25 protein-coding genes and 1 pseudogene are annotated in these 25,022 nt (G+C 60.8%); 9 read left to right on the top strand and 17 right to left on the bottom strand.

Going from position 1 to position 25,022, the window contains the following annotated elements; translation table 11 throughout:
* Positions 1–186: 186 nt before the first annotated feature.
* Together HMPREF2932_RS03750 and arfB are read left to right on the top strand one after the other, a co-directional pair.
* The gene (locus HMPREF2932_RS03750; protein ID WP_198531135.1) at positions 187–777 is read left to right on the top strand and encodes a putative glycolipid-binding domain-containing protein; all 591 of its coding nucleotides are present in this window, start codon (positions 187–189) and stop codon (positions 775–777) included.
* A 31-nt stretch (positions 778–808) separates the two neighbouring features.
* Positions 809–1,252, top strand: a complete 444-nt coding sequence (gene arfB, locus HMPREF2932_RS03745; RefSeq protein WP_070517628.1) for an alternative ribosome rescue aminoacyl-tRNA hydrolase ArfB — start codon at positions 809–811, stop codon at positions 1,250–1,252.
* Positions 1,253–1,306: 54 nt separating this feature from the next.
* On the opposite strand, the gene HMPREF2932_RS03740 is transcribed toward arfB, so the two are convergent.
* Both HMPREF2932_RS03740 and HMPREF2932_RS13030 read right to left on the bottom strand, forming a co-directional pair.
* Positions 1,307–1,615: a HigA family addiction module antitoxin gene (locus tag HMPREF2932_RS03740; protein WP_083279048.1), complete on the bottom strand. Its 309-nt coding sequence runs from the start codon at positions 1,613–1,615 to the stop codon at positions 1,307–1,309.
* Positions 1,602–1,706 (bottom strand): annotated as a pseudogene (locus HMPREF2932_RS13030) (type II toxin-antitoxin system RelE/ParE family toxin); the annotation flags it as partial. The pseudogene HMPREF2932_RS13030 and the gene HMPREF2932_RS03740, both read right to left, overlap by 14 nt.
* A gap of 149 nt (positions 1,707–1,855) precedes the next feature.
* On the opposite strand from HMPREF2932_RS13030, the gene HMPREF2932_RS03735 reads away from it, so the two are divergent.
* From HMPREF2932_RS03735 to HMPREF2932_RS13995, 3 genes are all read left to right on the top strand, one after another.
* Positions 1,856–2,215: a Cd(II)/Pb(II)-sensing metalloregulatory transcriptional regulator CmtR gene (locus HMPREF2932_RS03735; protein WP_005530797.1), complete on the top strand. Its 360-nt coding sequence runs from the start codon at positions 1,856–1,858 to the stop codon at positions 2,213–2,215.
* On the top strand, positions 2,212–4,104 hold the full coding sequence (locus tag HMPREF2932_RS03730) for a heavy metal translocating P-type ATPase (protein ID WP_016423157.1): 1,893 nt from the start codon (positions 2,212–2,214) through the stop codon (positions 4,102–4,104). The genes HMPREF2932_RS03735 and HMPREF2932_RS03730 overlap by 4 nt, the downstream gene beginning before the upstream one ends.
* A 641-nt stretch (positions 4,105–4,745) precedes the next feature.
* The gene (locus HMPREF2932_RS13995; RefSeq protein ID WP_016423158.1) at positions 4,746–5,099 is read left to right on the top strand and encodes a type IIL restriction-modification enzyme MmeI; all 354 of its coding nucleotides are present in this window, start codon (positions 4,746–4,748) and stop codon (positions 5,097–5,099) included.
* Between the two features lie 70 nt (positions 5,100–5,169).
* On the opposite strand, the gene erm is transcribed toward HMPREF2932_RS13995, so the two are convergent.
* The 5 genes from erm to HMPREF2932_RS03700 form a co-directional block, all read right to left on the bottom strand.
* Positions 5,170–6,024, bottom strand: coding sequence for a 23S ribosomal RNA methyltransferase Erm (gene erm / locus HMPREF2932_RS03720; RefSeq protein WP_070517629.1), 855 nt, complete (start codon positions 6,022–6,024; stop codon positions 5,170–5,172).
* Positions 6,025–6,373: 349 nt separating this feature from the next.
* The gene (locus tag HMPREF2932_RS03715) at positions 6,374–6,607 is read right to left on the bottom strand and encodes a recombinase family protein (protein ID WP_224784272.1); all 234 of its coding nucleotides are present in this window, start codon (positions 6,605–6,607) and stop codon (positions 6,374–6,376) included.
* A 197-nt stretch (positions 6,608–6,804) separates the two neighbouring features.
* Positions 6,805–7,059 (bottom strand): HepT-like ribonuclease domain-containing protein, encoded by a 255-nt coding sequence (locus HMPREF2932_RS13940; RefSeq protein ID WP_081636726.1) that lies wholly within the window; start codon positions 7,057–7,059, stop codon positions 6,805–6,807.
* On the bottom strand, positions 6,980–7,234 hold the full coding sequence (locus tag HMPREF2932_RS13780) for a nucleotidyltransferase family protein (RefSeq protein WP_232745419.1): 255 nt from the start codon (positions 7,232–7,234) through the stop codon (positions 6,980–6,982). Before HMPREF2932_RS13780 ends, HMPREF2932_RS13940 begins: the two co-directional genes overlap by 80 nt.
* 349 nt (positions 7,235–7,583) lie before the next feature.
* Positions 7,584–9,065, bottom strand: coding sequence for an ApeA N-terminal domain 1-containing protein (locus HMPREF2932_RS03700; protein WP_070512995.1), 1,482 nt, complete (start codon positions 9,063–9,065; stop codon positions 7,584–7,586).
* A 30-nt stretch (positions 9,066–9,095) separates the two neighbouring features.
* Here HMPREF2932_RS03700 and HMPREF2932_RS13990 point away from each other — a divergent pair, with 30 nt between their 5' ends.
* Entirely contained in the window at positions 9,096–9,503 is a 408-nt protein-coding gene (locus tag HMPREF2932_RS13990) for an RCC1 domain-containing protein (RefSeq protein ID WP_232745421.1), read from the top strand.
* A gap of 169 nt (positions 9,504–9,672) precedes the next feature.
* Here HMPREF2932_RS13990 and HMPREF2932_RS03695 read toward each other — a convergent pair whose 3' ends face one another.
* From HMPREF2932_RS03695 to HMPREF2932_RS03685, 3 genes are read right to left on the bottom strand one after another with little or no spacing between them, the layout of a single operon-like run.
* Complete coding sequence (locus HMPREF2932_RS03695; RefSeq protein ID WP_070512990.1) at positions 9,673–10,461, bottom strand: zeta toxin family protein; 789 nt, start codon at positions 10,459–10,461, stop codon at positions 9,673–9,675.
* Between the two features lie 3 nt (positions 10,462–10,464).
* Complete coding sequence (locus HMPREF2932_RS03690) at positions 10,465–10,728, bottom strand: hypothetical protein (RefSeq protein WP_070444618.1); 264 nt, start codon at positions 10,726–10,728, stop codon at positions 10,465–10,467.
* A gap of 30 nt (positions 10,729–10,758) precedes the next feature.
* Positions 10,759–12,168, bottom strand: a complete 1,410-nt coding sequence (locus HMPREF2932_RS03685; RefSeq protein WP_070512987.1) for an aldehyde dehydrogenase family protein — start codon at positions 12,166–12,168, stop codon at positions 10,759–10,761.
* A gap of 151 nt (positions 12,169–12,319) precedes the next feature.
* On the opposite strand from HMPREF2932_RS03685, the gene HMPREF2932_RS03680 reads away from it, so the two are divergent.
* Positions 12,320–13,240 carry an AraC-like ligand-binding domain-containing protein gene (locus tag HMPREF2932_RS03680; protein ID WP_070512985.1) on the top strand — a complete coding sequence of 307 codons (921 nt, stop codon included), beginning with the start codon at positions 12,320–12,322 and terminating at the stop codon, positions 13,238–13,240.
* A gap of 86 nt (positions 13,241–13,326) precedes the next feature.
* Here HMPREF2932_RS03680 and HMPREF2932_RS03675 read toward each other — a convergent pair whose 3' ends face one another.
* From HMPREF2932_RS03675 to HMPREF2932_RS03645, 7 genes are all read right to left on the bottom strand, one after another.
* Positions 13,327–14,814, bottom strand: a complete 1,488-nt coding sequence (locus tag HMPREF2932_RS03675; RefSeq protein ID WP_070512982.1) for an NAD-dependent succinate-semialdehyde dehydrogenase — start codon at positions 14,812–14,814, stop codon at positions 13,327–13,329.
* 9 nt (positions 14,815–14,823) lie between these two features.
* Positions 14,824–15,609: an HpcH/HpaI aldolase family protein gene (locus HMPREF2932_RS03670; RefSeq protein WP_070512979.1), complete on the bottom strand. Its 786-nt coding sequence runs from the start codon at positions 15,607–15,609 to the stop codon at positions 14,824–14,826.
* Entirely contained in the window at positions 15,594–16,379 is a 786-nt protein-coding gene (gene hpaH / locus HMPREF2932_RS03665) for a 2-oxo-hept-4-ene-1,7-dioate hydratase (RefSeq protein WP_046648741.1), read from the bottom strand. The genes HMPREF2932_RS03670 and hpaH overlap by 16 nt, the downstream gene beginning before the upstream one ends.
* A 156-nt stretch (positions 16,380–16,535) precedes the next feature.
* Complete coding sequence (gene hpaD, locus HMPREF2932_RS03660; RefSeq protein ID WP_070517631.1) at positions 16,536–17,612, bottom strand: 3,4-dihydroxyphenylacetate 2,3-dioxygenase; 1,077 nt, start codon at positions 17,610–17,612, stop codon at positions 16,536–16,538.
* Between the two features lie 53 nt (positions 17,613–17,665).
* Positions 17,666–19,183, bottom strand: coding sequence for a 5-carboxymethyl-2-hydroxymuconate semialdehyde dehydrogenase (gene hpaE / locus HMPREF2932_RS03655; protein ID WP_070512973.1), 1,518 nt, complete (start codon positions 19,181–19,183; stop codon positions 17,666–17,668).
* A gap of 16 nt (positions 19,184–19,199) precedes the next feature.
* Complete coding sequence (locus tag HMPREF2932_RS03650) at positions 19,200–19,862, bottom strand: GntR family transcriptional regulator (RefSeq protein ID WP_070517632.1); 663 nt, start codon at positions 19,860–19,862, stop codon at positions 19,200–19,202.
* On the bottom strand, positions 19,859–21,334 hold the full coding sequence (locus HMPREF2932_RS03645) for a fumarylacetoacetate hydrolase family protein (RefSeq protein ID WP_070517633.1): 1,476 nt from the start codon (positions 21,332–21,334) through the stop codon (positions 19,859–19,861). The genes HMPREF2932_RS03650 and HMPREF2932_RS03645 overlap by 4 nt, the downstream gene beginning before the upstream one ends.
* 122 nt (positions 21,335–21,456) lie before the next feature.
* Between HMPREF2932_RS03645 and HMPREF2932_RS03640 the strand changes: the two genes are divergently transcribed.
* Both HMPREF2932_RS03640 and HMPREF2932_RS03635 read left to right on the top strand, forming a co-directional pair.
* Positions 21,457–22,821 (top strand): MFS transporter, encoded by a 1,365-nt coding sequence (locus HMPREF2932_RS03640; RefSeq protein ID WP_070681726.1) that lies wholly within the window; start codon positions 21,457–21,459, stop codon positions 22,819–22,821.
* Positions 22,822–23,026: 205 nt separating this feature from the next.
* Positions 23,027–24,877, top strand: coding sequence for an FAD-binding monooxygenase (locus HMPREF2932_RS03635; protein ID WP_071409627.1), 1,851 nt, complete (start codon positions 23,027–23,029; stop codon positions 24,875–24,877).
* Positions 24,878–25,022: the final 145 nt, after the last annotated feature.

Genomic DNA, 25,022 nt, shown 5'->3' with positions numbered 1-25,022 from the left:
ACGACACTGCTACCAAATAGCCGGTCGCAACAACGGGCACGTTGGCCCTGCTCTCATTCATGGAATTCTTCTGCGCCGCGGGCTTACGAAGTACACCATTCTGCCGGTAAGCCTCCTCCTCGGTACGCGGTCCAAATCGAAAGCTACCTGCCTTTTCGCACCATCAAGCGTGGTAAATTCCTCACCATGGAGCGCACGTATAAGTGGGAGCATGTCGAGACTCCCCTCATCCGGAACGAGGCCGCAGTTCATTTTTTAGGAGCCGGTTTGACCGCTTCCGGAGTGCAATACGGCGATGGATACGAGGCCACGTGGGAGCTGCGCGCCGCGGAGAACTGGGTGACCGAACGTGTGACGGTGAACGTTGAAGGCGACGGATGGGGGCGAAGCCTCGAGCTGTTTAGGTCCGAGCAAGGCGTGTGGTCGGCGGAAACCAATGAAGAGGGTGCCCAGCCTGAAGATCTGCCCTCCCCCGGTATCGTCCAGTCAGCCGACCTGAAAGCCGCACTCGATTGCGATCTCGGTCTGTGCCCTCTCACCAACACAATGCCTATTCGTCGCTTGACGCTGCTTGAGACTCAGGTTCCGAAAACGCAACTGATCATGGCTTGGATTGATATGCCGTCCCTCCAGGTGATCGCATCAGACCAGTACTACAGCTCCGTCGATGCTGAAACTGTCCGATACGAAAGCGGAACACGGGGAGTCGACGTCGAGTTGGAGGTCGACGGTGACGGAGTGGTCGTACACTACCCTGATCTCGCACGGCGGGTCTGATCCGGAAGCAACTCTAACTAAGCTGGGCGGTATGAACGACCTGACCATCGCGCCTGGCCCAGGGATCCCCGGGGGTCTGGTCATCGTCGCCGCCGACCTGACGGAGCGGTTCGCGAAGTCGTCGGGACCAGGTGGCCAAGGCGTCAATACTACGGACAGCAAAGTGCAGCTTTCCGTCGATATCGCTACGTGCTCATCGCTTTCCGACGCCCAGCGTCGCCGCGTCCTTCACAACCTCGAACACCGCCTGGACGGCACAGTGCTCACCGTGAGCGCGTCGACGCAGCGCTCGCAGGTCCGTAACCGCACCGAGGCGCGAGAGCGCATGGCCGCCCTCTTGCGTGAGGCGCTCGCTCCGCTTCCTCCCCCGCGGCGCAGGACCAAGCCGACGCAGAGCTCGGTGCGACGCCGTCTCGAAGCGAAAAAGCGGCGCTCGGAACTCAAGTCCACGCGACGGCAGCCCCAAATTTCCTAGTTCGAACCATCCGCGTGCATATCCTCACGCTGACGGACCTGGTTCGGGTAACCGCTACGCTGAGACAGCTTGGACCGGTTGAATCCGCTCGATTTCCGAGAGGATCTTGTCTTCCGCCACGTCCAAGTCATATTGAGCCTGTAACCCGAGCCAGAACTGGGGGCTCATTCCGAAGAACTTAGCCAAGCGAAGAGCAGTGTCCGCGGTTACAGCCCGCTTTCCGTGGACAATCTCGTTGATCCGGCGGGGCGGAACGCCAATGGAGACGGCGAGCTTGTGCTGGGTGATCCCCATTTCCTTGAGAAAGTCCTCCATGAGGATCTCACCGGGGTGAACCGGAGGGAGCTTGTCAGTGGTAGTCAACGATCTCAACCTCCTCTGGCCCCGCGGCGGACCACCGAAAACAGATCCGCCACTGGTCGTTGATTCGAATGCTGAACTGACCCCGCCGATCACGTCGCTCCCGCGTTGGGTGGCAGCCGAACCACAAAGGATCAGTCATCTGCTATCCCATCGACTAATTCCTGCAGGTCGCAGGACCTTCGCGGAACCGTCAGTTCAGTGCATTTTGAATAGTTCAACACACGTTGTATTGTTCAGCACATGCTGACTATTGCTTCGCGCCTCGACGTCATGAACCGGCTCGGCCGGGCCATGGCTGATCCGACGCGTTCCCGAATCCTGATGACCCTACTCGACGGTCCGGGCTACCCGGCCGAGATTTCGCAAAGCTTGGATCTGACCCGCTCGAACGTCTCGAACCACCTGTCCTGCCTACGCGATTGTGGCATCGTCGTCGCTGAGCCGGAGGGCCGTAAGACCCGCTACGAAATTGCCGATCCGCACCTCGCGGCGGCGCTCGAAGCGCTGGTCAACGCGACGCTGGCCGTCGACGAGAATGCCCCCTGCATCGACACCGAGTGCTCGGTGCCCGGCTGCGGCGAGAAAGGAACGGACGCATGAGTTCAGCATGTGGATGCGAACACGAACCCGCCACGGAGATCGAAGAGCTCGATCGGCCATGGTGGAAGGACCCCGAGCTACTGCTACCGATCTTCTCCGGCGTAGCCCTCATTACAGGACTGGCGCTGGACTGGTCCGACTTGGAGACGCCCGCAACGGTACTGTATTGGCTTGGCCTGCTGTTGGGCGCTTACACGTTCGCACCTGGAGCGATCCGGAACCTTGTCACGAAGCGCAAGCTCGGCATTGGCTTGCTTATGACGATCAGCGCGGTCGGCGCGGTGATCCTTGGTTTCGTCGGAGAGGCCGCGGCGCTGGCGTTCCTGTACTCGATCGCCGAGGCGCTTGAAGACAAGGCGATGGACCGGGCCCAAGGCGGACTGCGGGCACTGTTGAAGCTGGTACCGCAAACCGCGACCGTGCTGCGCGACGGTACGACGGCCGAGGTCGCTGCGAAGGACCTTGAGGTTGGCGAGCTAATGGTCGTACGCCCCGGGGAGCGGATCGCCACGGACGGCATCATTCGGTCCGGACGCTCCAGCCTTGACACCTCAGCGATCACCGGAGAATCCATTCCGGAGGAGGTTGCGCCCGGCGACGAGGTACCCGCGGGAGCGATCAACTCCGCCGGTGTGCTGGAGGTCGAGACGACCGCAGCTGGAACGGACAACTCGCTGACCACACTCGTCGACCTCGTCGAGCAGGCGCAGGCGGAGAAGGGTGACCGCGCCCGGATCGCCGACCGAATTGCCCAACCCCTAGTGCCCGGGGTGATGATCCTGGCGGTGCTGGTCGGCGTGATCGGCTCGCTGTTGGGCGACCCCGAGACTTGGATCACCCGTGCGCTGGTGGTCCTGGTCGCAGCGTCGCCGTGCGCGCTGGCAATCTCCGTGCCGCTGACGGTCGTGGCCGCGATCGGCGCGGCCAGCCAGTTCGGAGTAGTCATCAAGTCCGGCGCGGCGTTCGAGCGACTCGGCGGCATCCGTCACCTAGCGGTAGACAAGACCGGAACCCTTACCCGCAACCAGCCCGAGGTTACCGGAGTGGTCCCGGCAGACGGATTCGATCGGGCGCAGGTGCTTTCCTTCGCGGCGGCGGTTGAGCAGCAATCGACGCACCCCCTCGCCGCGGCGATCGTGGCAGCGGAGCCCGAAGCGCCCACCGCCTTGGATATCAGCGAGGAAGCCGGTCATGGCATCGGCGGCACCGTCGAAGGCCGACGGGTGCTGGTCGGCAGCCCCCGATGGATCGACGCCGGGCCACTGAAGGCGGACGTTGAGCGCATGGAGTCCGAAGGCCAGACCTGCGTCCTAGTCACCGTCGATGACGCTCTCGCCGGGGCGATCGGGGTGCGCGACGAGTTGCGGCCCGAGGTGCCCGATGCCGTGCAGTCCCTGCACGACAACGACGTGGAAGTGAGCATGCTCACCGGCGATAACACTCGCACCGCCCGGGCGCTGGCTGAAATCGCCGGAATCGACGACGTGCGCGCCGAGCTGCGACCGGAGGACAAGGCAAGCATCGTCGCCGAACTCTCCTCCAAGACGCCGACGGCGATGATCGGCGACGGCATCAACGACGCGCCGGCACTGGCGGGCGCAACGGTGGGCATTGCGATGGGAGCAACCGGCTCTGACGCCGCGATCGAGTCCGCTGACGTCGCCTTCACTGGCCACGACCTCCGGCTGATCCCGCAGGCGCTGCAGCACGCCCGCCGAGGCAGCAGGATCATCAACCAAAACATCGTGCTGTCTCTGGCCATCATCATCGTGTTGATGCCACTGGCGATCAGCGGTGTACTGGGCTTGGCCGCCGTCGTGTTGGTACACGAAGTCGCCGAAGTCATCGTGATCTTGAACGGCCTGCGGGCTGCACGAGCGAAACGCTGAGGCTGTGACCGGCAAGTCTTATAAGGGTTAAACCACGCGCCGAGCGCACACACGTTGGACCAGGCGAGTCATTCGAGTTCACCACCTGGTCCTTCTCGATGCGTGCAGGCACGGGAACTGTGGGGGAACCTAATAGTTCAACGGTTCGATACCGCTTGCAGATTCTTCACACGAGGTAGCGGAATGGACCGAGGCCGAACGAAAACCCGAGTTAGAGACAGCGCTCTTCAACCTACCCCCAATAACGCGAAGCGTCATTAACGCCTCGCGTTACACGTTGAACTTGAACTCGACGGAGTGTCGTCGATAAATAACCATTTGATGCGCGCGTGCGGAATTAACAACGAAATACCGCTAAAACAGACAACATATGGGGTGCACAGAAACACATATAAGTTCTGCGGAAAACCTATAGGGTGCGTCGCTAAAAACCGCTGTGCGCGAAAAACATAAAGGGTTTACGGACCCGGTCCCAGACCCCTCAATACTCTGAGCCGGAAGAATGGAAAGTGGAAGGTTGATGTATCCCCACTATTTATTTTTTCCGTTTTTCGGAGTACATCGGGAGCTACAACTGCGGACCAGCTCTGTGTGAACTAGATGAGAAGGCGCAGCAGCGAATCATCGACGCTGGACAGTTGGTGCTGCGGGCACGCGAGCGGCACCCCCAGCGGTCACTCGCGGAGCACTACAACCCGTTATCGATGGACCCAATTCTGCTCAAGGCTCACAACAACTTGGACCGGGAAGTCGATAAGGCTTTCGATGTGGCACGCAAACTCACCAACGAGCGCCAGCGCCAGGAGCTACTGTTCGCCAGCTACGGGGAGTTGGCGAGGGGCTATGTCTCCTCGCTTTCATCAAAATCGAAACCACCAGCAGGGTCGTTCCCCGTGCGGGTGATTTTGATCGGTCCCGCTGCTGGGTGTAGAACCCTGTCGCTGGCAACGCCGGGAACTATGACTGTGCCCGACGAGAACACGTCACTGCCATAACGCGGCTCACGGTAGACGAACATGGGTCGTTCACTACTACTGGTGGATTTCGGTTTTGGTGGTGGGGGGATTACCGCCGCCGGCCTCGATTTTTCCGTTGAGGAGGTCGTTGACTACTTCCCGATGGTGAAATGGGCCGATGGTGAGGTAGAGAGGAACCAGTCACCTGGAAGAGATCGATCCAGTCGCTGGTGTGCAATCTGGGAGGTAGGGTCGCGGGGTCGATTCCTCGCGAGCGCAACCATGATTGTGTCTCTGAACGTGATGAAAACAACCCTGCCCTTCGGAGAATTTCCCCTATCCCGCGTCCCCGGGCAGTGAAAACGGTGTGCACCATCGCCTGAAAGGCTTTGCGCTGCTCTATCGGAATCTTCGGGTCACCCACCCGGCGGATCACTAAGATCCCCCCGTCAACGTTTGGCTGTGGCCGGAAAGCAGACCTTGGTACTCGGGAACCAAGGTGAAACGTGAACCATGGGGACCACTGAGCCGTCATCATCGTGCTTGCACCTACCCCGGCCCGGCGGCGAGCGACTTCCCACTGCATGAGGAGTACAGCGTCAGTCCATGCCGGCGCATGCAACAACTTTCGAAGAATGGCAGTGGTGAGGTGAAAGGGAATGTTTCCCACAATGACGCAGGGAGTGGCGGGTAACCGGAAGTTAAGGAAATCATCATGGACCACTTCGACCGCCGCCGAGGCGGTCTTTTTTGTGAGTTTGGCAGCTAGTTTTGCGTCTACCTCAACTGCCGTTATCGCCCTCCCCAAGTGGGCCATCGGGTGAGTGAGGGCACCGCTTCCTGGCCCGATCTCAATGATGGGGCCGGAGGTTTGTTTCACAAGATCGACGATGGAGTTGATGATCTTGTGGTCTGTGAGAAAATTTTGGCCATGCTCGTGACGGCCGTATCCGTATGCAGACATCAGGTGTGCTCCTTGGAGTTGAAACGGAGCCGGGCATGACAAATAGCCGCCCGGCTAAAGGACCGGAGCGGTTTCTAACCTGCGGGAGGGAGAAAACCGCCTTAGCGGCTGGTGAGCGGCCGCATGAAAACGGAACCTGAAATCAACATGGGCCTATCGTATCCAATTAATTTCGCAGGGTCCAATACGGTGAGAAAGAAGACAACCGCACCGCAACAGTGCAAGACCTCTCTGGATTGGAATTTGTCCTACCTTCGGCTCGTCGTACAGACGCCACTGGCGTATTTTGTCTCTGGGCAACGAGGGGGAGTTACCCCCACCTCCGGATGTTTTTAAGGTGCACCCCTTATTACGCTGTGGTGCGGGAGTAGTTTTGTCCGACTGATCGGACTACCCACCGACGTGGGGCGGGTAGTTCGAGGTCCCAGCAGATGATCGCGTCGATTTCGCCGCGTTCAAAGGATGCCACCATGGCGTCGTAGTCGGGGCGAGCCACATTCTTCTTTGACGCGGAAATGGACTGATCGACGTAGTTATGTCCTATGTCCAACGTCCAAGCCACGCTGCTTTGCAATGGCTTCACAGTCCTGACGCTGCCGGTCGATGGTGAGGCCATCCACGTCAGCGTCTCGCGAGATACGAAGGTAAATAGGAGCGCGTGTTGCCAAACGCTTTTAATAAGGCCCTTAGCTAACATTGAACTTAAACTCGACCACGTTCCGTAGCCGAATAACCTTTGGAGCCGCGCCGTCAGTTAGCAGAGATGTGGCACCGCAGCGCCTAGGCAAGAGGAGGCAGATGAGTATCGACGATATCGCGGACCACGTCGATGTCGACGCCGAAATACTGGTGCACCAGGATGTTGCGGAAATCCCGAATCTGAGGCCAGACGATCTCAGGGTGCGCGCCGGTGATCTCATCGGGAAGATGGTTCACGGCTTCGCCGGACTGCGACTCACAGCGGCACCGCCTCGGCGAGCGTCGAAGCGGATACCGGGTGCCTGAGCAACTGGGCAGGAAACACGTCGATGCCATCGCGCCCGAACAGAGCGCGACTCTCCTCGAGCAGACCAGACGCACGCATCAGGAGACGTCCCTCCGCAGGGTCCATCCCGACGAGGATGTCGATGTCCGATCCTGCAGACGCGGTGCCGCGCGCGACGGACCCGAACAACTTCGGGTTGGTCGCGCCGTACCGATCGATGAGCACCTGGAACTAGTCAAGACGCGCAACGAGAATCCCGCGTAGGGCAAGCGTCTCAGGCGTCATGACGGTCTCAGACATGCTTCCGGGGGAAACGGGCCCGGCAGCACGTCGACATGGAGCTTTGACATTGAAGCGGAACTCCACCGCGTTCTTAAGGGCCGACGACATTCTCCCGTCTCACCGCCGCACCAGGCGGCACTGACGCGCTGCCACCACTTACAGCCGGTCGTCTCGCCCGCCCGCCATGACGCACTCAACGAACGAGCGATAGAGCAGGCTTACACGCGTCTCGCACTAAACGACCGGGCAGCAGCGTCACGGAGGTTCCGAAGTAGCGGCTATCGCAGTGCACCTAAGGGTTTGGTGAGGGAACCAGCCATTCGGCAGCGGTACGGAACGTAGCCCTCAGTTGCGGGTGCTCCCGCACGATCTCTCGCTGCCGCTCCGCCGGCAACCCGAGCTCGTGCAAGACGTTGAGGATTACGACCGCGGTCGTCACCTCGACGACGGCGATCAGCTCCTCGATGGAATGGTTGGGCGTTCTGCCCTCGTGCGCGAGGTCATTGCGGGCGCGCGTCGTCCACTTCGCCCAATGGTCGACATCCGGTAAGAGCTGTGCGATCGCTTCCTGATCGGGTCGCGCGGCGAGGGCATGGAGCCGATCACGGAGGGTCGGGTCGTTGCGGATCGCCCCCTTGAACCTGTTTCGGTGCTCATCGGGAACCTGCGCCAGCATCGCCTCTCGCATCGCCCTGAACTCCGCGTTGGGGAACGGTTTCTCGTCGATGCGGAGGTTGCGGTGCAACACCTCGGCAGCATCGACTGCCGTCAGAAGATTGTTCTCAACAAAACGGGCCGGTGCGTAGCGCAAGCCCAAGATCATGTTTGTCGCTGCCTCCAGGCGGCCATGGGCCTCGCACCATCGGGGCATGACCTCCTCAAATGGGATCGAGCCGCAGGTGAAGAACATTCGGTGGTGATCGACGACTTTCGCGTCGTGTTTTCCAAGCGCGGCCGGTGAGTAGAGCACATCGGCACGTCGGCGCGGCAGCGGGCGGCCATCAGGGAAGTGCGACTCGGTCCCGGCAACTTCCAGTCGGAGCCAGATCACTCCGGCCGCGCGATGCGTCGCCAGGGAGATCAGGTCCTGCACCAGGCTCGCCTCCTGCAGAGCAACACTCAGAGAGAATGGTTCGGCTGGCACGACGCAGATGGACACCGTGTCCCGCATACGTCCGACGCTTCCTCCCTTGCGCTGGTCGAAGAATGGAAGCGTGTGCGTGTGCTGAAGGCGATACTCAGTGTCGTCGACCACGACCGATTGCGCCTCGACCGGCTTCACCGAGATACGCCCGGTCCCATCGATCTTGCCGTCGGGAGCCCCGAGGGATCCTTCGAACACAGAAGACGCCGCCCAGAGACTCAGATCCTCGACTGAGACTTCTGCCCTAGCGAACGCCGGATCCGCGTCACCGCTGACATGCGCGCCGATGATGGCGACCGTCGCGGTCACGGTCTGCTTATCAGGGCTCGCCACTCGCGCACCCATGGTCCTTCTGGTGCTCCTAGGAACACAGCCAAGCAGTGTGATCTCCCTGAGCTCGGCCACACCGTGCATGACTTCCCAGGTGCGGGTTCCTTCGTGAACAGCAGTCCATCCAGACGAGTCCGTCGTCAAGATCCGATCCTCGAAGGTGCCGATCAGCGACAGAGAGAGACCATCTTCCGGGTCGTACCGTAGGACACCCGGGACCTTCTCGCTAGGGGCTTCCGGCAGCCACCACACGCCAGCCCACTCGCCGGCCTTGTCGAGGTTGAGAGGATCATTAGGCATCGTACTCCCGGTCCCGGGCTCCTTCCTGTCTTGCGGCCAGATGTCAGGTCGAAAATCTTTACTCCACCACATGCCCCCCACGTAGGACAATCTACAGCGAGATCATGGTCAACTGAGATCGGATGCGGCGACTGGCACACAATCGCAGTTCGACGCGACGGCACAGCCCTCGCAACTGGCAACAATCAGCGAGGGCAGACCGACGTCGCCCGGTGGACACACGTGTCCGGGGTCTTTGCCGGCTACCTACACACCGTCGGCTTACACGAAGACGGCACCGTCGTCGCCGTCAGCGACGACAGCAGAGGCCAGTGCGATGTCCAGTCATGGACCGGCATCACAGCGATCGCAGCCGGAGCGAGACACTCGCTCGGGCTGCGGGCGACCACACCGAGCAGCAATGCAATGTCAACGCCTGGGCCGCTCGACCACAGATGAACTGAAGTCCAGCGTGCCCGATAATCGGCGGTCGATCACACGTTGAATCTAAACTCCACGCAGACGACATCCTCAGCCTGCTAGACCTCGCAGACCGCCAGCTCGCCAGCAGCCGCTTTGACACGAAGCTCTCACCGCCTACCGGGCGCGCAGTTCCACGGGCACAGCCTTAAAGCTTGCGGATAAGCTCTGCATCAGCCACGAGGTTTTGCGTGAGCTTCTCAGCTTCAAGCCCACTCAAGTCACAGCTGTCGAAACGGGCCAGCCAGTCGGCCCGAACAGCGGGGGAGTCGAACCAGGTTGCGCGCTCGGCTTCAATATCCTCGATGCCGCTCAAGGTACGGCCGTCGCGGGTGCGGATCTCGAGGTCGTCGACAAGCGGGGCAATCGCTTGAAGCCCTGGGACGATGGCTTTAAAGCCCGACGTATGGGAAACCTCATTGGTCCAGCGCGGGTAGCGGCTCACACGCTGCGCCTCCAGGTAGCGCTGGACCACGCCCAGCCTGGAGACCTCCTGCGCCACCGCCAGGCCCACGACCTTCACGCGGAAACCCGCAGACCGAAACTTGGCTATCTCACCCGCGATGAATTCCGGGTTGGACAGCGTGTTCTCAATGATGAGGGAGTGCCCGTGCTGACGGCCATACTCAATCAGCGAGGACATCCAATAGGGCACCGGCCCATTGGTGAGTACGTCCATGCGTAAGGGATCGCGCTCCACAATCTCGTCGAGGGCGGGGTGCAGCTTCCGAATCTCATCGGAATCAAGGACCGCGTGACCGTTCTTTACCGATTCAATGGCCGTTGATTTGCCTGACGCTGGCTGCCCCGCCACATAAATGACCTCTGGAACAGCCGGACCATGAGCATTCGATCGGCCGAAATAGCTGGCTTGCAGAGTCTTTAGCCGTTGCTCCATAACCTGCGGATCAACGGGGAAGTCAGCGGCAGAAAGCATAGGCTATGCCGCTTTGTGCTCGGAGGAGAGGGCTTCAAGCCGCTGCGCAAAGAGAGCCGCAGCGGATCGGATGGCTTCGATGTCAGTTGCATCAACCTCGCCAACCATGTCCTCTACCAGCCAGTTCTGGCGAATCCACCATTGCGATTCAACGTCGTTGCCTGCTTCAGCGGCCCTAGTGAGGTAGGCAGCTTTCAGCGAGGACGCAACCTCCTTCATGGCGTCGAAGGCTGCGTACTCGATCTCCGGGACTTTGGCGGTGCTCATGGCGCTAAGAATAGCAGCGCCACGGCGGTTTTAGCCGTTGATAATCTGCGGGTACGCCAGGCCCTTGAGGCCCTCGGTGCCGAACTCCACGCCGTAGCCGGAGGACTTGATACCGCCGAAAGGCACACGCGGATCCACGGCACCGTGGCTGTTGATCCAGGTGGTGCCAGCCTCCAGCTGAGCAGCAACTTCCAGAGCGCGCTCGCGGTTGGAGGACCACACGGAGGAGCCCAAGCCCACGTCCAGCTTGTTGGCCTGCTCGATGGCCCAGTCGAGGTCGGTGTACTTGATAATCGGCAGTGCCGGACCGAACTGCTCCTCGACGACCAGCGGGTTATCCGGGTCGATATCCGCCACCAGGGTGGTGGGGTAGAAGTAGCCCGGCGCGTCGTAGTCCGGGTCGCCGCCCAGCAGCACGCGGGCACCCGAGTCCTTGGCAGCGTTGACGAGCTTGTCAACGATGTCGAACTGCTGCTTGTTCTGCAGCGGGCCGAGCACGTTCTCTTCCTCCAGGCCCACGCCCATCGGGGAGGCCTTGGCCACCTCGATGAGGGCTTCGCAGACGGCGTCGTACAGCGACTCCGGCACGTACACGCGCTTCATCGCCGCACAGGTCTGGCCGGTGTTGATGAACGCACCCCAGAAGAGGTCGCCGGCGATCTCCTTCGGGTCGGCGTCGTCCAGCACGATGCCGGCATCGTTGCCGCCGAGCTCCAGCGTGAGGCGGGTGAGGTTGTCGGCGCTGGCCTCCACGATCTTCTTGCCGGTGGCGGTGGAACCGGTGAACATGATCTTGTCGACGCCCTCGTGGGTCGTCAGCGCCGCACCAACCTCACCGGCACCGCTGACGACCTGCAGGATGCCCTCCGGCAGCACGGAGTTCACGACCTTGAGCAGGCCTAGTACGGAAAGCGGGGTGTACTCGGAGGGCTTGACGACGACCGCGTTGCCCATACGCAGCGCCGGCGCAATCTGCCAGATGGTGATCATCATCGGCCAGTTCCACGGGCCAATAGCTCCAACGACGCCGAGTGGGCGGTAGTTGACGGTGGCGGTGATGTCATCATCGACGGCCGTGTAGTTGGGGTGCTCGAAGGAGGCGGTAGCATTCAGCCACGCAGAGCAGGCGCCGACCTCGAAGCGGGCGTTCGGGCCGTTGAGCGGCTTGCCCTGCTCACGGGAGAGCAGCTCCACCAGCGCTTCGGCATTGGCCTCCACCGCAGCCGCAGCCTTGGTGAGCAGCTCGCAACGCTCTTCGTCGCTCAGCTTGGCAAAGTCCTTTTGTGCCGCGCGTGCGGTCTCAACTGCAGCGTTGAGGTCCTCTACGGTGTTTTCTGGGGCGCGGCCAACGACCTCACCGGTGGCGGGGTTGAGGATGTCACGTCCATTCTCGTCCGTGATGGCGTTGAGCAGATCAGCGTACGTGGCGAACTGAGTCATGAGATCTCCTTCAGGGAAGTCGAGGGCCCCGCGAGCAAAGCCCAAAAGTTACTTTTGTTTAGGATGTTACCTGCACCACATCTACAGGCTTGACTCTGAGTGCACACAATTTGTCCAAAAATGTGCCAGTTCTCACGATATGATTCCAGTTATGTCTTCCTCCGCCGTTGAACATTTCGATATCGCGTCGTGGCGCACCGCGTCATCCGATTCTTTTGGACAACTCGACGTGGACGCCGAAGACCCCTCTTCCTTTCACGCCACGCTGCGCTCCACGAAGGTGGGGGACATATCCCTCTTCGACATGCACACCTCCCCGCACACCGTGAACCGATACAAGGTTTCCACCGACGAGGTCCCTTTTTGCAAGCTCAGTTTGCAGATCACAGGCTCCTCAACCATGAGCCAGGACGGGCGAACCTGCGAGCTTCGCCCGGGGGACCTAGCGCTATACGTCACCCAGCGGCCCTACACCCTGCGCTATCCGGAGGAACAAAACACCCTCATTGTTCACTTCCCACAGAGCTTCCTCGACATCTCACCCGCGCAGATCCAACGCCTCACCGCGAATCCGATCTCACGCTCACACGGCCTCGGCGCGGTGGCCGTGCCCCTCTTTGAACAGCTTGCCAAGAACCTGGACCTATTGAAGGGCCCGCATGCCACGGCCCTAGTCCGCTCGGCGCTGACCATGCTGGTGTCAGTCTTGGCCTCCGACGTCGCCGACGAACCCTCTGCAGGCACACTCCTGTTCAACCAGGCCACCGCCTACATCGAGAAGCACTTGGGCGACCCGGACCTAGGCCCGAGCACCATCGCCCAAGCACTCTTCGTATCGGTACGCCACCTCCACGCCAAGTTCTCCGAACAGGGCCTCTCCGTAGGCAGCTACATCCGAACGAGGCGCCTAGAGCACATCCGCAGAGAACTCGTGGACCCGCGGCACTCCGAGGAATCGATCAGCCACATCAGCGCCCGCTATGGCCTGCACGATCCCTCGCACCTGTCACGCATCTTCAAGGCGGAGTACCACAAGTCACCGAGTGCGTACCGAGCAGCGGCCAGCGAATAGCACCGGCAAGTTTGGCATAAAAGACAATGCTGGCACCTCTCACAAAGGAGGTGCCAGCATCATTATCAGCGAATTTAATGCACTATTTATGCATTCGCGTACGGGTCGCGCATAGCGATGTACTGCAGCGAGGTGTACTCGTCCAGGCCCTCAGCGCCGCCCTCGCGGCCCATGCCGGACTGCTTCACGCCACCGAATGGGGCAGCGGCGTTGGAGATGACGCCGGCGTTGAAGCCCATGAGGCCGAACTCGAGGCCGTCACCGATGCGCCACATGCGGTCCGAATCCTCGGTAAACACGTAGGAGGCCAATCCGTACTCGGTGTCGTTAGCAATCTCAATTGCTTCCTTCTCATCGGAGAAGGTCAGGATCGGAGCAATCGGGCCGAAGATCTCCTCCTGTGCCACGCGGGCATCACGAGGAACGTTCGTCAGAACAGTGGGGGAGTAGAAGTAACCCTTGCCCTCACCCGGCTTGCCACCGACGATAGCCTTGGCGCCCTTGGCCACGGCATCGTCGACAAGCGCGGTGATGTTATCCAGCGCCTTCTGCTCCACGAGCGGACCACAGGTAACGCCCTCGTCGAGGCCGTTGCCCACCTTGAGCTCACCGATGCGCTTGGCGAACTTCTCCGCGAACTCATCAGCGATGGACTCGTGAACGATGAAGCGGTTGGCGGCGGTGCAGGCCTCACCGATGTTGCGCATCTTGGCGCCCATTGCGCCCTCGACGGCCTGGTCAATGTCGGCGTCCTCAAAGACGATGAACGGAGCGTTGCCGCCCAGCTCCATCGAGGTGCGCAGGACGTTGTCCGCAGCTGCCTTGAGCAGAGTCTTGCCCACCGGGGTGGAGCCGGTGAAGGAAACCTTGCGCAGACGAGAATCCGCCATGATCGGCTCGGAGATAGCAGACGCAGACTTACCGGAGACCACGTTGACCACGCCAGCCGGAACGCCAGCATCAATCATGGTCTGTGCGAAGTACTGGGTGGTCAGCGGCGTCAGCTTGGCCGGCTTCACCACCATGGTGCAACCAGCGGCGATGGCCGGTGCAATCTTACGGGTAGCCATGGCCAGCGGGAAGTTCCACGGAGTGATAAGCAAGCACGGGCCCACCGGCTTACGACGGGTCACCATGCGCAGGGTGCCCTCCGGCGCCGGCAGGGTACGGCCGTAGTCACGAACGGCCTCCTCGCTGAACCAACGCAGGTACTCAGCGCCGTAAGTAACCTCACCGTAGGACTCTGCCAGCGGCTTGCCCATCTCCAGGGTCATCAGCGCAGCGAACTCGTCCTTGCGCTCCTGCACCAGGTCAAAAGCACGGCGCAGCAGGTTGGAGCGCTCGCGGGTGGACGTGCGTGCCCACTCATCCTGCACGGCGCAGGCGGCGTCCAAAGCCTTCTTCGCATCCTCAGAAGTAGCGGAGGCAAGGGTGGCGATAACTTCACCGGTTGCCGGGTTTTCCACGTCGAAAGTGGATCCATCGGAGGCGTCTACCCACTCACCGTTAATCAGCAAGCCAGTCGGAACCTTGGCCAGCAGCTCGTCAATATTGACCTTGTTGTTTTCACTCATGGTTCTTTTTTACCCTCCCAAATGGAATTTGTCTGCCAGTTGGCGTGCCGCACCCGAAAGAAGTTGAACATCCGCCCCAACCAGGGCAAATGATGCGCCGGAAGCTATGTATTTCTGGGCCTGTTCAAGGTTGAAAGCGTTGACGCCTACCTTCTTTCCGGAAGCGCGCACGGCTTCAAATGTGTGATTAACCGCCTCGATCACATCCGGATGGGTCTGCTGACCCAGCAGCCCCATGGAGGCCGCCAGATCAGAGGGACCGACGAAGATGTTGTCCACCCCGTCAAGAGCCACGATTTCTTCCACGTTCTCTACCGCGGTCGCAGACTCAATCTGCACCGTGAGGCTCACCGTATCTGAGGCATTGGCGAGGTAGTTCTCCACGCCGTTCCAGCGTGAGGAGCGGGCCAGCGCCGAGCCCACGCCGCGCACGCCGCGGGGAGGGTAGTGCATGGCTGCTACGGCAGCCTCGGCTTCCTCGACGGTATCAATCATGGGCACCATCAAGTTTTGTACACCCAGGTCAAGGTACTGTTTGATGAGTGCCGTGTTGTTTACTGGCACGCGGACCACGCGCGTCACGCCGTAGGCGTCGGTAGCCCGCAGCAGAGAGAGGATGGTTTCGAGGCCATAGGGCGAGTGTTCGCCGTCGATCAGCGTCCAGCTAAAGCCAGCCGAGGCGATGATCTCCGCTGCAGCCTCCGAGCCGGAACAGATCCAGGCGCCAACGAGCGGCTGCTCGGCCTTTTCTAGGACGTCCGCGAAAGTGGGCGGCAGCTTTACTGGAATCGGCATGTGATGGACCCCAACTTTCCATAGTCTGCATGGACGGTATCGCCCGGTTCAACCCACATGGGCTTGGTGAAGGAACCGGCCAGGATGATGTCGCCGGCGGCAAGGCTATCGCCGTGCGCATGAAGCTTGTTGGCAAGCCAAGCCACGCCCATTGCCGGGTGGTTGAGCACAGCCGCGGCCACACCCGTATCTTCGATGGATTCGTTGCGGTAGAGCAATGCAGACACCCAGCGCAGGTCGACGTCTGCGGGATCCACCGGGTTGCCGCCGTAGATCATGGCGCCGAGGGCTGCGTTATCCGAAATGGTGTCGACAATGGTGCGTCCCTCCATCTCAATGCGGGAGGAGAGGATCTCTAGAGCAGGGACGACATACTCAGTAGCGCGCAGCACGTCGAAAATGCTGCAATTCGGCCCCTTTAGCTCCTCCTTGAGCACGAAGGCCAGCTCAACCTCGATGCGGACGTTGGAGAACTGCGCGTGCTCGATAGTGGAGCCGTTCTCATAAACCTGGTCTTCAAAGATTGCGCCGTAGTCCGGTTCGGTAATTCCCGTGGCCTCCTGCATAACCTTGGAGGTCAGGCCAATCTTACGACCGACGAGACGGCGCCCGTCTTCGATGCCGCGGCGCACCCACTCGCGCTGCACCGCGTAGGAGTCCTCAATGCTCATCTCCGGGAAACGGGCGGTCAGCAGCGGGACCATCGACCGGTCCTTTTCGGCTTGCGCCAATTCATCTGCGATAGCGATGTGCTGTTTCTCATCCAGCATGTATTTCGCTCCTTACTGTGTTATTGAACGTGACTGTGGTGTTGTAATGGTTGTTAAACGTTGCGGTTTCACGTGAAACGACAACGCGGCCCCGCGTTATGTGCGCATTATCGACGCCGCGGGACCACGTTAATCAACCTGAGTGCTTAGGCCGTTTTAGAGCTGGTTACCCAGCTTGTACTCGCCCTGCTTCCACTCCGGCATCTCCTCCGAGTCTTCCTTACGGGTGTAGGAGAAGCCGTCCGCACCAATGGTGGCCTCGAGCTCGGACTCATCCTCGCGAGCGACCAGCGGCACCGGGTTGCCATCCAGGTCGAGGACGGTGGAGCCATCGCGGTACCAGGACGGAACAACCGGGGTTCCCCACCAGTCACGGCGCTGGTTATCGTGGACATCCCAGGTCACGACCGGGTTATCCGGGTCGCCGGTGTAGTAGTCCTGGGTGTAGATCTCTACGCGGTGGCCATCCGGGTCACGCAGGTACAGGTAGTAGGCGTTGGAGACGCCGTGGCGGCCCGGGCCGCGCTCAATGCGGTCGGATTCGCGGAGCGCACCCAGCTTGTCACAAATCGCGATGATGTTGTGCTTCTCATGGGTAGCAAAGGCGATGTGGTGCATACGCGGGCCATCGCCACCGGTCATGGCGGTGTCGTGCACCGTCGGCTTACGACGCATCCATGCAGCGTAAACGGTTCCTTCCTCATCGCGAATGTCCTCGGTGGTGCGGAATCCGAGCTCTTCCATGTACTTCACTGCGGCAGTAACGTCCGGAGTGATCTGGTTGAAGTGATCGAGGCGAACGAGCGCACCAGGGATGTGGGCGTCGTATGCCCAGGCCAGACGCTCACGGTGCTCAACCTCGTAAAAGAACTCGTACGGGAATCCCAACGGATCCTGTACACGCACGGAGTCACCGATGCCCTTGACGAAGCCATCCTTGTTACGGCGAACCTCGCAACCACGCGCCTTGTAGAACTCCTCGGCGAGGTCCAGATCCTCCGGCGAACGAACGCGGAAGGAGAATGCAGCGACGGCAGCGACGGGGCCCTGACGCAGCACGAGGTTGTGGTGGATGAACTCCTCGTAGGTGCGCAGGTAGATTTCGTTCTCGTTTTCCTCGGTCACGACGAGACCGAGGGTGTCAACATAGAACTTACGGGATGCAGCGAGATCGGTAACGATGATCTCCATGTAGGCGCAACGCAGAATGTCGGGGGCCTGAATGTCAGCCATGATGGCTCCTTAGTGTGAATTAGTAATGGGGGAGTGGAGAGGGCATGCAGACGTTACTGGTCCTGCTTGCCAAAGACCGGGTTGTGCACCTTGTCCAGGTTGATGTGGACGGCCTGCTGGTCGGTGTAGAAGTCGATCGAGCGGTAGCCGCCCTCGTGGCCCAGGCCGGAAGCCTTAACGCCGCCGAAGGGGGTGCGCAGGTCGCGGACGTTATTGGAGTTGAGCCACACCATGCCGGCCTCAACGTTCTGGGCAAAGTTGTGGGCACGTTTCAGATCCGAGGTCCACACATAGGCGGCAAGACCATACTTCGTGTTGTTCGCCAGCTCGAGTGCCTCTTCGTCGGTATCGAACGGGGTGATAGCAACAACGGGACCGAAGATCTCTTCCTGGAAGATTCGTGCGTCCGGCTTGACGTCAACGAAGACGGTCGGCTGGACAAAGTTGCCTTCCTCGAAGCCTTCCGGGCGCTCGCCGCCGGCGGCCAGGGTGGCCTCCTGCTTGCCAATCTCGATGTAGGAGGTGACCTTCTCGTAGTGCTCCGGGTGGACCAGGGCGCCGACCTCGGTGGTCGGATCGGAGGGCAGACCCACCTTCACGCGCTTAGCCTGGGCGGCGTAGCGCTCCACGAACTCATCGTAGATATCGCGCTGAACCAGGATGCGGGAGCCAGCGGTGCAACGCTCACCGTTGAGGGAGAAGACACCGAAGATACAGGCGTCGATAGCGGTCTCCAGGTCGGCATCGCTGAAGACGATGGCCGGGGACTTGCCACCCAGCTCCATCGACAGGCCCTTGAGGTGCGGGGCTGCGTTGCCGAAAATGATCTGGCCGGTGCGAGATTCACCGGTGAAGGAGATCAGCGGGACGTCCGGGTGCTTAACCAGCGGGTCGCCGGCGTAGCCTTCCTCGCCGAAGCCGTTGACCAGGTTGAAGACGCCCTTCGGCAGGCCAGCCTCCTCGAAGATGCCCGCCCACAGCTGTGCGGACAGCGGAGTGAACTCAGCAGGCTTGAGGACGACGGAGTTACCGGTGGCGATGGCCGGGGCCAGCTTCCAGGACTCCAGCATGAACGGGGTGTTCCACGGGGTAATCAGGCCCGCCACGCCAATCGGCTTACGGTTGACGTAGTTGATCTGGCGGCCCGGTACCTTGTAGGCGTCGTCAGCCTGGGCGACAATCAGGTCAGCGAAGAAGCGGAAATTCTCCGCAGCGCGCTTGGCCTGACCGTTGGCCTGGGTGATCGGCAAGCCGGAGTCGAAGGATTCCCAAGCAGCGAGCTTGTCTGCGCGGCTTTCGACGATGTCGGCGATCTTGTTGAGGACGCGGGCGCGCTCACGCGGCAGCGCCTTGGACCATGGGCCGTTCTCGAAGGCGTCCTTAGCGGCGGCGACCGCCTTGTCAATGTCCTCCGGCTTGCCAGAGGCGGCCTTGATGTAGGTCTTATTGGTTACCGGATCCAAGACCTCGAATTCATCGCCGTCGATCGACGGGACAAACTCGCCGTTGATGTAGTGAAGAATCTTCTCTGGAAGGTCGGTGGGCTTAGCAGCATCGTTGTTAATAGCCATGAGTGCTGTGAACTCCTTAATCGTTTTTCTTGCGATAGGTGTTGAGGGTGGACAGTCGGTGTTGCCTGGCCACTTTTTCTATGTAGGCGGGTTCCGCGCCAGCCTCGATGAGGCTGACCAATTGCTCGTGCTCGCGCGTTGACTCTTGGGCTCTCTCCGGCACGTAGCGGAAGGTCGAGACGCGGTGGTATTCCAATTGCTTCCATTGGTCCACCACCAAGTCCTTCAACCTCTCGTTCGGGCACTTGGAGAAGAGAACGCTATGAAATTCTTTGTTGAGCTGGGTAAATTCTTCTGGATCGTGGTGGATATCGAGCTCCCGCATGCGCTGGTTGATCTCTCGCGCCCGGGCAATATCCTCCGCGTTGAGATACGGGGCGGATTGGGCCGTGGCATTGGCTTCCACGGTGGCCACGATGTCCATGGATTCGTAGTAGGCCTCGCGATTGTAGGTGGTCACGCTGGCACCGACGTTGCGTTCGTAGGTGACCATCCCTTCCGCTTCGAGTTGCCGAATAGCCTCGCGGACGGGAACTACGCTGATCCCCAGTTCATCCGCGATTGTTGCCAACACGAGGCGATACCCGGGCTCATAGTCGCGAGTCCGAATCCTTTCACTTATCCAGTTATAGGCTTGTTGGGATTTACTTTCCCCGGCTGGTGCTGCGGTTTGCGTCATTGACCACCTGCCTTTCCATCACGGAAAGCGATGTAGGCTTCCTTGTTCGCTCCGGTCGGCGGGAAGAGCCCATCCAAGCTGGCGCCTTCCTCCACCTGGGAAGCGACCCATTCGTCCTCGTGCTCCTTGGCGAGGGCACCTTCGGCGACTTCGGCTGCGATATCGCGGGGGATGACCACGACGCCGTCATCATCACCAACGATGATGTCACCTGGGAGGACGGTGGCGTTTCCGCAGGAAACAGCGATATCGCTATCCCACGGGACATGCTTGCGGCCGAGCACGCAGGGGTGAGCGCCCTGGGTGAAGACGGGCAGGCCGATCTCCTTCACAGCCTCGTAGTCACGCACGCCACCATCAGTGACAACGCCGGCTGCACCACGTACCTTGGCGCGCAGTGCCAGAATGTCACCCAGTGTTCCTGAGCCGGATTCCTGGCGGGCCTCAATAACGATGACCTCGCCTTCCTTGACGGTGTCGAAGACTTTCTTCTGCTCGTTGAGGCCACCGCCGTGGGACTTGAACAGGTCCTCGCGGCCGGCCACGAAGCGCAGGGTGCGGGCAACGCCCACCATCTTGGTTCCCTTAGCCTGCGGGTACACGCCTTCGATCACGGACTGGTTGATGCCGCGCTTGCGCAGCTGAGCGGACAAGCCGGCGGTCGGGGCCTTCTCCAAGGCCGCCTTGAGCTCGGGATCGAGGCCGACCGCATCCTTAGGAGGAAGGCCGGCGGATTCGCGGTCACCGTAGGCGTCCTCGCGCTGCTTATCATCCACGTAGGGCAGGTTGCCCAGCTGCGGATCGAAAGAGGCGGGGACCTCCTTCACGGTAGTCTTCAGCCTGCCGGAGCTCACGCCACCTGGCACGTCAACCTCGACCTCAACAACGTCACCAGGCTCAATGACAGAGGAGCCGGCCGGGGTGCCGGTGAGGATGATGTCACCGGTCTCCAGCGTCATGTGCTGGGATAGGTCGGCCACAAACTGTGCGAGCGGGAAGATGAGATCCTCATCAGAAGATGTTCCCTCCTGAACAACCTCGCCATTGACCCAGGTGCGGAGGCGAAGACCCTTGGGGTCGATCCCTTGGGCGTCGATAAGCTCCGGCCCGATGGGGGTGTATCCATCGCGGGATTTGGAGCGGGTGTTGGAGCCCTTGTCCTGCACCTTGTAGTCATACAGACCAATGTCGTTCGAAGCCGTCACGTAGGCGACGTGTTTCCACGCATCCTCAAGCGATACGTTGCGGGCCGGGGTTCCGATGATGAGCGCGATTTCTCCCTCAAAAGCCAGCAGCTCCGTTCCCTCGGGGCGTTCAACAACCCCGCCCGATTCAGCCAGCGTGCTAGTCGCCTTGAGGAAGTAGCTCGGGGTCTTGGGCCAGCGACCGCGCTGCGCCGCGCGGGACTCAAAGGCCACATGGACAGCGATCATTTTGCCCGGTTTAACCGGCAAGAACTCAGGTACAGCCATGAAGAATCCTTAATTGTGAACAAATCCTTACCCAGATCGTATATTATCCCTACCACCACCGCAAGTGGTTCAACTCACACACATTTCCATATATGGCACACCGCATGCCGAAAGGAACCAGAATGTCGCACACATCTGACACGCCGGCAATTTCGACGGCCGAACGCCGCCGCGTCGTCGCCGCGACAACCATTGGTACCGCTATCGAGTGGTACGACTACTTCCTCTATGCCGCAGTGGCCGGACTCGTGTTCAACCAGCTCATGTTCGGCCCGCTCGAGGGTGGCCTAGCCACCATCATTTCCTTCCTCACCGTGGGATTGTCCTTCCTATTCCGACCCGTCGGCGCGTTTCTGGCAGGACACTTCGCGGACCGCTTCGGCCGCCGCGTGGTCCTCATGGTCACGCTCCTCGCCATGGGTGGTGCGACCACCCTCATCGGCCTTCTGCCTACCTACGAGACTGCCGGAATCTGGGCGCCGATCCTCCTCATCACCTTGCGCATTATTCAGGGCATCTCCGCAGGTGGCGAGTGGGGGTCCGCCGTACTCATGGCTGTGGAGCACGCACCGAATGACAAGCGCGGTCTCTACGGCGCCGGCCCGCAGATCGGCGTGCCAGCTGGCCTGCTGCTCTCCTCCGGCGTCCTCTCCATCATGAACACCATTGCGCCTGGCGACGCCTTCATGAGCTGGGGCTGGCGCGTACCTTTCCTGCTCTCCTTCGTCCTCATCCTGGTGGGCTACCTCATCCGCATGGGCGTCGACGAATCCCCGGTCTTTGAAGAGATTGCGGAGCGTGAAGAAGAGGAAGCCACCAACCCCATTGGCAAGCTCTTCAAGAGCTTCACCCCGCTAGTCGTCGTTGCGGCCCTCGTTTTTGCAGGTAACGGCACCGTCGGCTACATGACTACGGGCGGCTATATTCAGCGCTACGCCACCGATCCCGACGGCCTCGTTGCCCTCGACCGCGGTGACGTCCTCAACGCGGTGACCGTCTCTGCCGTCACGTGGGCATTGATGACTTTGTTCGCGGGATACATCTCCGACTATATCGGCCGCCGAAACACCTACCTCATCGGATTCATCCTGCAGGGAATCGGCGCTGCCGCCCTTTTCCCGCTGGTTAATACGGGCAGCCTGGGGCTTCTCTACGGCGCACTCATTTTCCTGACCGTCGGCCTGGGCCTGACCTATGGCGCGCAGTCCGCGATGTACGCCGAGCTTTTCCCCGCCTCCATTCGCGCCACCGGCGTGTCCATCACTTATGCGCTTGGCTCGGTGTTGGGCGGCGCCTTCGCCCCCATGATCGCTGCTTCGCTCGTGGAGGCTACTGGCACCACCTTCGCGGTGTCGGGCTACCTCGTCTCCGCCTCGATTGTCGGTTTCATCTGCGCCTTCATCCTGCGTGAGCGCAAGGGAATCGCTCTCGGCGCAGAGCACGAGGCCGAGCAATCTCAGGGGCACTTCATCTTCAGCCCGCGCTAGGCGACGTCCCGTGCGCAGATCATTGTGCAGGAGCCGCGTATCATATATGATTCTAGAAATAAGACCCAGCTCACATCCTCCAGACGCCTTGAACTGAGTCACCACCTCCACGAGCAAAGCTCACAGAGCGATGGGGGAGTAGATACCACCCCCATCACTCGCTTTTGTTCTCGACCACGACAACCCGCTGACTAAGGAGTCCACAGTGCAGTTCCACCACAACGGCTACGTTTCGGAAGATCCCCGCGTGCACGAGCCCGCCGGGTATGGCATCGATCGCGCCTCTGAGCTTCCCGATGAAATGGACGTCCTCATTGTGGGCTCCGGCCCGGCCGGCATGATCGCGGCCGCGCAGCTAGCAATGTTCCCCGACGTCAACACGCGCATCATTGAACGCCGTCCTCACCGCCTCGAGTTGGGCCAGGCCGACGGCATCCAGTCCCGCTCCGTAGAAACCTTCCAGGCCTTCGGCTTTGCCAAGGAAATCACGGAAGAGGCCTACGAAATCACCGAGATGTCCTTCTGGAACCCCGATCCGCAGGACCGCTCCAAGATTGTTCGCGGCGCCCGCCCGATTGACGACGAACACGGAATCTCCGAGTTCCCCCACCTCATTGTGAACCAGGCTCGCGTGTTGGACTACTTCGCCCGTTACGCACGCCGAGCACCCGGCCGAATCGTCCCGGATTACGGCTGGAACTTCGTCTCCCTTGAGGTAGGGGAGGGCGACTACCCCGTGACGGTGCACCTCGAGGATGTCGACGGCAACCCGCGCGACGTACGCGCTAAGTACGTCGTGGGCTGCGATGGCGCAAAGTCCCGTGTCCGTAAGTCCATTGGCCGCTCGCTCAAGGGTGACCAGGCCAATCACGCGTGGGGCGTCATGGACGTTGTCGTAGATACCGATTTCCCGGACTGGCGCACCAAGTGCGCCATCCACTCACAGGCTGGTTCGATTCTGCACATCCCACGTGAGGGCGGCTACTTGTCCCGCATCTACGTCGACCTCGGCGTCGTGCCGGAGGATGACAACCACAAGGTCCGCTCCACCCCGATTGAGAAGATCATCGAGAAGGCTAACGAGATTTATTCGCCCTACTTCATCGACGTCAAGATGGTCGCTTGGCACTCGGTCTACGAGGTGGGCCACCGACTTGTCGACGCGTTCGACGATAACAACGAGGATCCGCGCGTCTTCCTTACAGGCGACGCCTGCCACACCCACTCGGCCAAGGCCGGCCAGGGCATGAACGTCTCCATGCAGGATGGCTTCAACATCGGCTGGAAGCTCGGCCATGTTCTCGACGGCCGCGCCCCGAAGGAGCTCCTGACCACCTACCACGGTGAACGCCAGCCAGCTGCCCAGAACCTCATCAACTTCGACCGCGAGTGGTCCACCCTCATGGCCACCCCGACCGAAGAGCTCGATGATCCCGAGGCAGTCGAGAAGTACTACGTTTCCGCGGAGGAATTCGCCGCCGGCATGATGACGCAGTACGAAGAAAACCTCATCGTCGGCAGCACCGAGCACCAGAAGCTGGCCGTCGGCTTCCCGGTGGGCAAGCGTTTCAAGTCCTACGAGGTTCTGCGCCGCTGTGACGCGTACCCCCAGCACCTGGGCCACCAGCACACCGCTGACGGCCGCTACCGCATCTACGCCTTCGCTGATGCACCCAAAGCCGGCGAAACCTCGAAGCTCAGCGAGTGGGCCGAGAAGGTCGGCCCCATCCTCGCCAAGTTCACCCCTGAGGGCGCCGACGAGAACACCTACTTCGACGTGAAGGCCATCTACCAGCAGACGGACCACCACGAGTACGAAATCCTCGACGCTCCACTCCTGTTCCGGCCCCGCAACGGCAAGTTCAATATCCCGAACTGGGAGAATGTTTTCAATGCTCTGCCGGGAGACAAGGATATCTTCCACACCCGCGGCATTTCCCGCGACGGTGCCGTCGTCATCGTTCGCCCGGACCAGTACGTAGGAGCGGTCCTTCCGCTGGATGACCCAGCTGCCGTCGAGGACTACTTCTCTTCCGCGCTCATCAAGCTCACCTAGTTCCGGTTTCACGTAAAACCAAGAGGGCTCAGCACAACGCTGGGCCCTCTTTCAATGCCGCCGCTAAGCCACCACGGACAAAAAGAAACCTAGGTGCTGCCAAGTGCAACACCTAGGTTTCACGTGAAACAACCACGCTTCGACT

It is taken from the genome of Corynebacterium sp. HMSC074H12, assembly GCF_001813755.1.
Classification (GTDB): Bacteria; Actinomycetota; Actinomycetes; order Mycobacteriales; family Mycobacteriaceae; genus Corynebacterium; species Corynebacterium hiratae.
This window is presented reverse-complemented; position numbering and strand designations above follow the sequence as displayed.

What these genes read in the sequence shown, in the direction of transcription:
- HMPREF2932_RS13940 (WP_081636726.1), bottom strand. Translation starts at nt 7,059, where the DNA reads ATGGCATCGACGTGTTTCCTGCCCAGTTGCTCAGGCACCCGGTATCCG.
- HMPREF2932_RS03700 (WP_070512995.1), bottom strand. Translation starts at nt 9,065, where the DNA reads ATGCCTAATGATCCTCTCAACCTCGACAAGGCCGGCGAGTGGGCTGGC.
- arfB (WP_070517628.1), top strand. Translation starts at nt 809, where the DNA reads ATGAACGACCTGACCATCGCGCCTGGCCCAGGGATCCCCGGGGGTCTG.
- HMPREF2932_RS03690 (WP_070444618.1), bottom strand. Translation starts at nt 10,728, where the DNA reads ATGAGCACCGCCAAAGTCCCGGAGATCGAGTACGCAGCCTTCGACGCC.
- HMPREF2932_RS03750 (WP_198531135.1), top strand. Translation starts at nt 187, where the DNA reads ATGGAGCGCACGTATAAGTGGGAGCATGTCGAGACTCCCCTCATCCGG.
- erm (WP_070517629.1), bottom strand. Translation starts at nt 6,024, where the DNA reads ATGTCTGCATACGGATACGGCCGTCACGAGCATGGCCAAAATTTTCTC.
- HMPREF2932_RS03650 (WP_070517632.1), bottom strand. Translation starts at nt 19,862, where the DNA reads ATGACGCAAACCGCAGCACCAGCCGGGGAAAGTAAATCCCAACAAGCC.
- HMPREF2932_RS03730 (WP_016423157.1), top strand. Translation starts at nt 2,212, where the DNA reads ATGAGTTCAGCATGTGGATGCGAACACGAACCCGCCACGGAGATCGAA.
- hpaD (WP_070517631.1), bottom strand. Translation starts at nt 17,612, where the DNA reads ATGGCTGACATTCAGGCCCCCGACATTCTGCGTTGCGCCTACATGGAG.
- HMPREF2932_RS03675 (WP_070512982.1), bottom strand. Translation starts at nt 14,814, where the DNA reads ATGAGTGAAAACAACAAGGTCAATATTGACGAGCTGCTGGCCAAGGTT.
- HMPREF2932_RS03670 (WP_070512979.1), bottom strand. Translation starts at nt 15,609, where the DNA reads ATGCCGATTCCAGTAAAGCTGCCGCCCACTTTCGCGGACGTCCTAGAA.
- hpaE (WP_070512973.1), bottom strand. Translation starts at nt 19,183, where the DNA reads ATGGCTATTAACAACGATGCTGCTAAGCCCACCGACCTTCCAGAGAAG.
- HMPREF2932_RS03640 (WP_070681726.1), top strand. Translation starts at nt 21,457, where the DNA reads ATGTCGCACACATCTGACACGCCGGCAATTTCGACGGCCGAACGCCGC.
- HMPREF2932_RS03695 (WP_070512990.1), bottom strand. Translation starts at nt 10,461, where the DNA reads ATGCTTTCTGCCGCTGACTTCCCCGTTGATCCGCAGGTTATGGAGCAA.
- hpaH (WP_046648741.1), bottom strand. Translation starts at nt 16,379, where the DNA reads ATGCTGGATGAGAAACAGCACATCGCTATCGCAGATGAATTGGCGCAA.
- HMPREF2932_RS03680 (WP_070512985.1), top strand. Translation starts at nt 12,320, where the DNA reads ATGTCTTCCTCCGCCGTTGAACATTTCGATATCGCGTCGTGGCGCACC.
- HMPREF2932_RS03645 (WP_070517633.1), bottom strand. Translation starts at nt 21,334, where the DNA reads ATGGCTGTACCTGAGTTCTTGCCGGTTAAACCGGGCAAAATGATCGCT.
- HMPREF2932_RS03735 (WP_005530797.1), top strand. Translation starts at nt 1,856, where the DNA reads ATGCTGACTATTGCTTCGCGCCTCGACGTCATGAACCGGCTCGGCCGG.
- HMPREF2932_RS03685 (WP_070512987.1), bottom strand. Translation starts at nt 12,168, where the DNA reads ATGACTCAGTTCGCCACGTACGCTGATCTGCTCAACGCCATCACGGAC.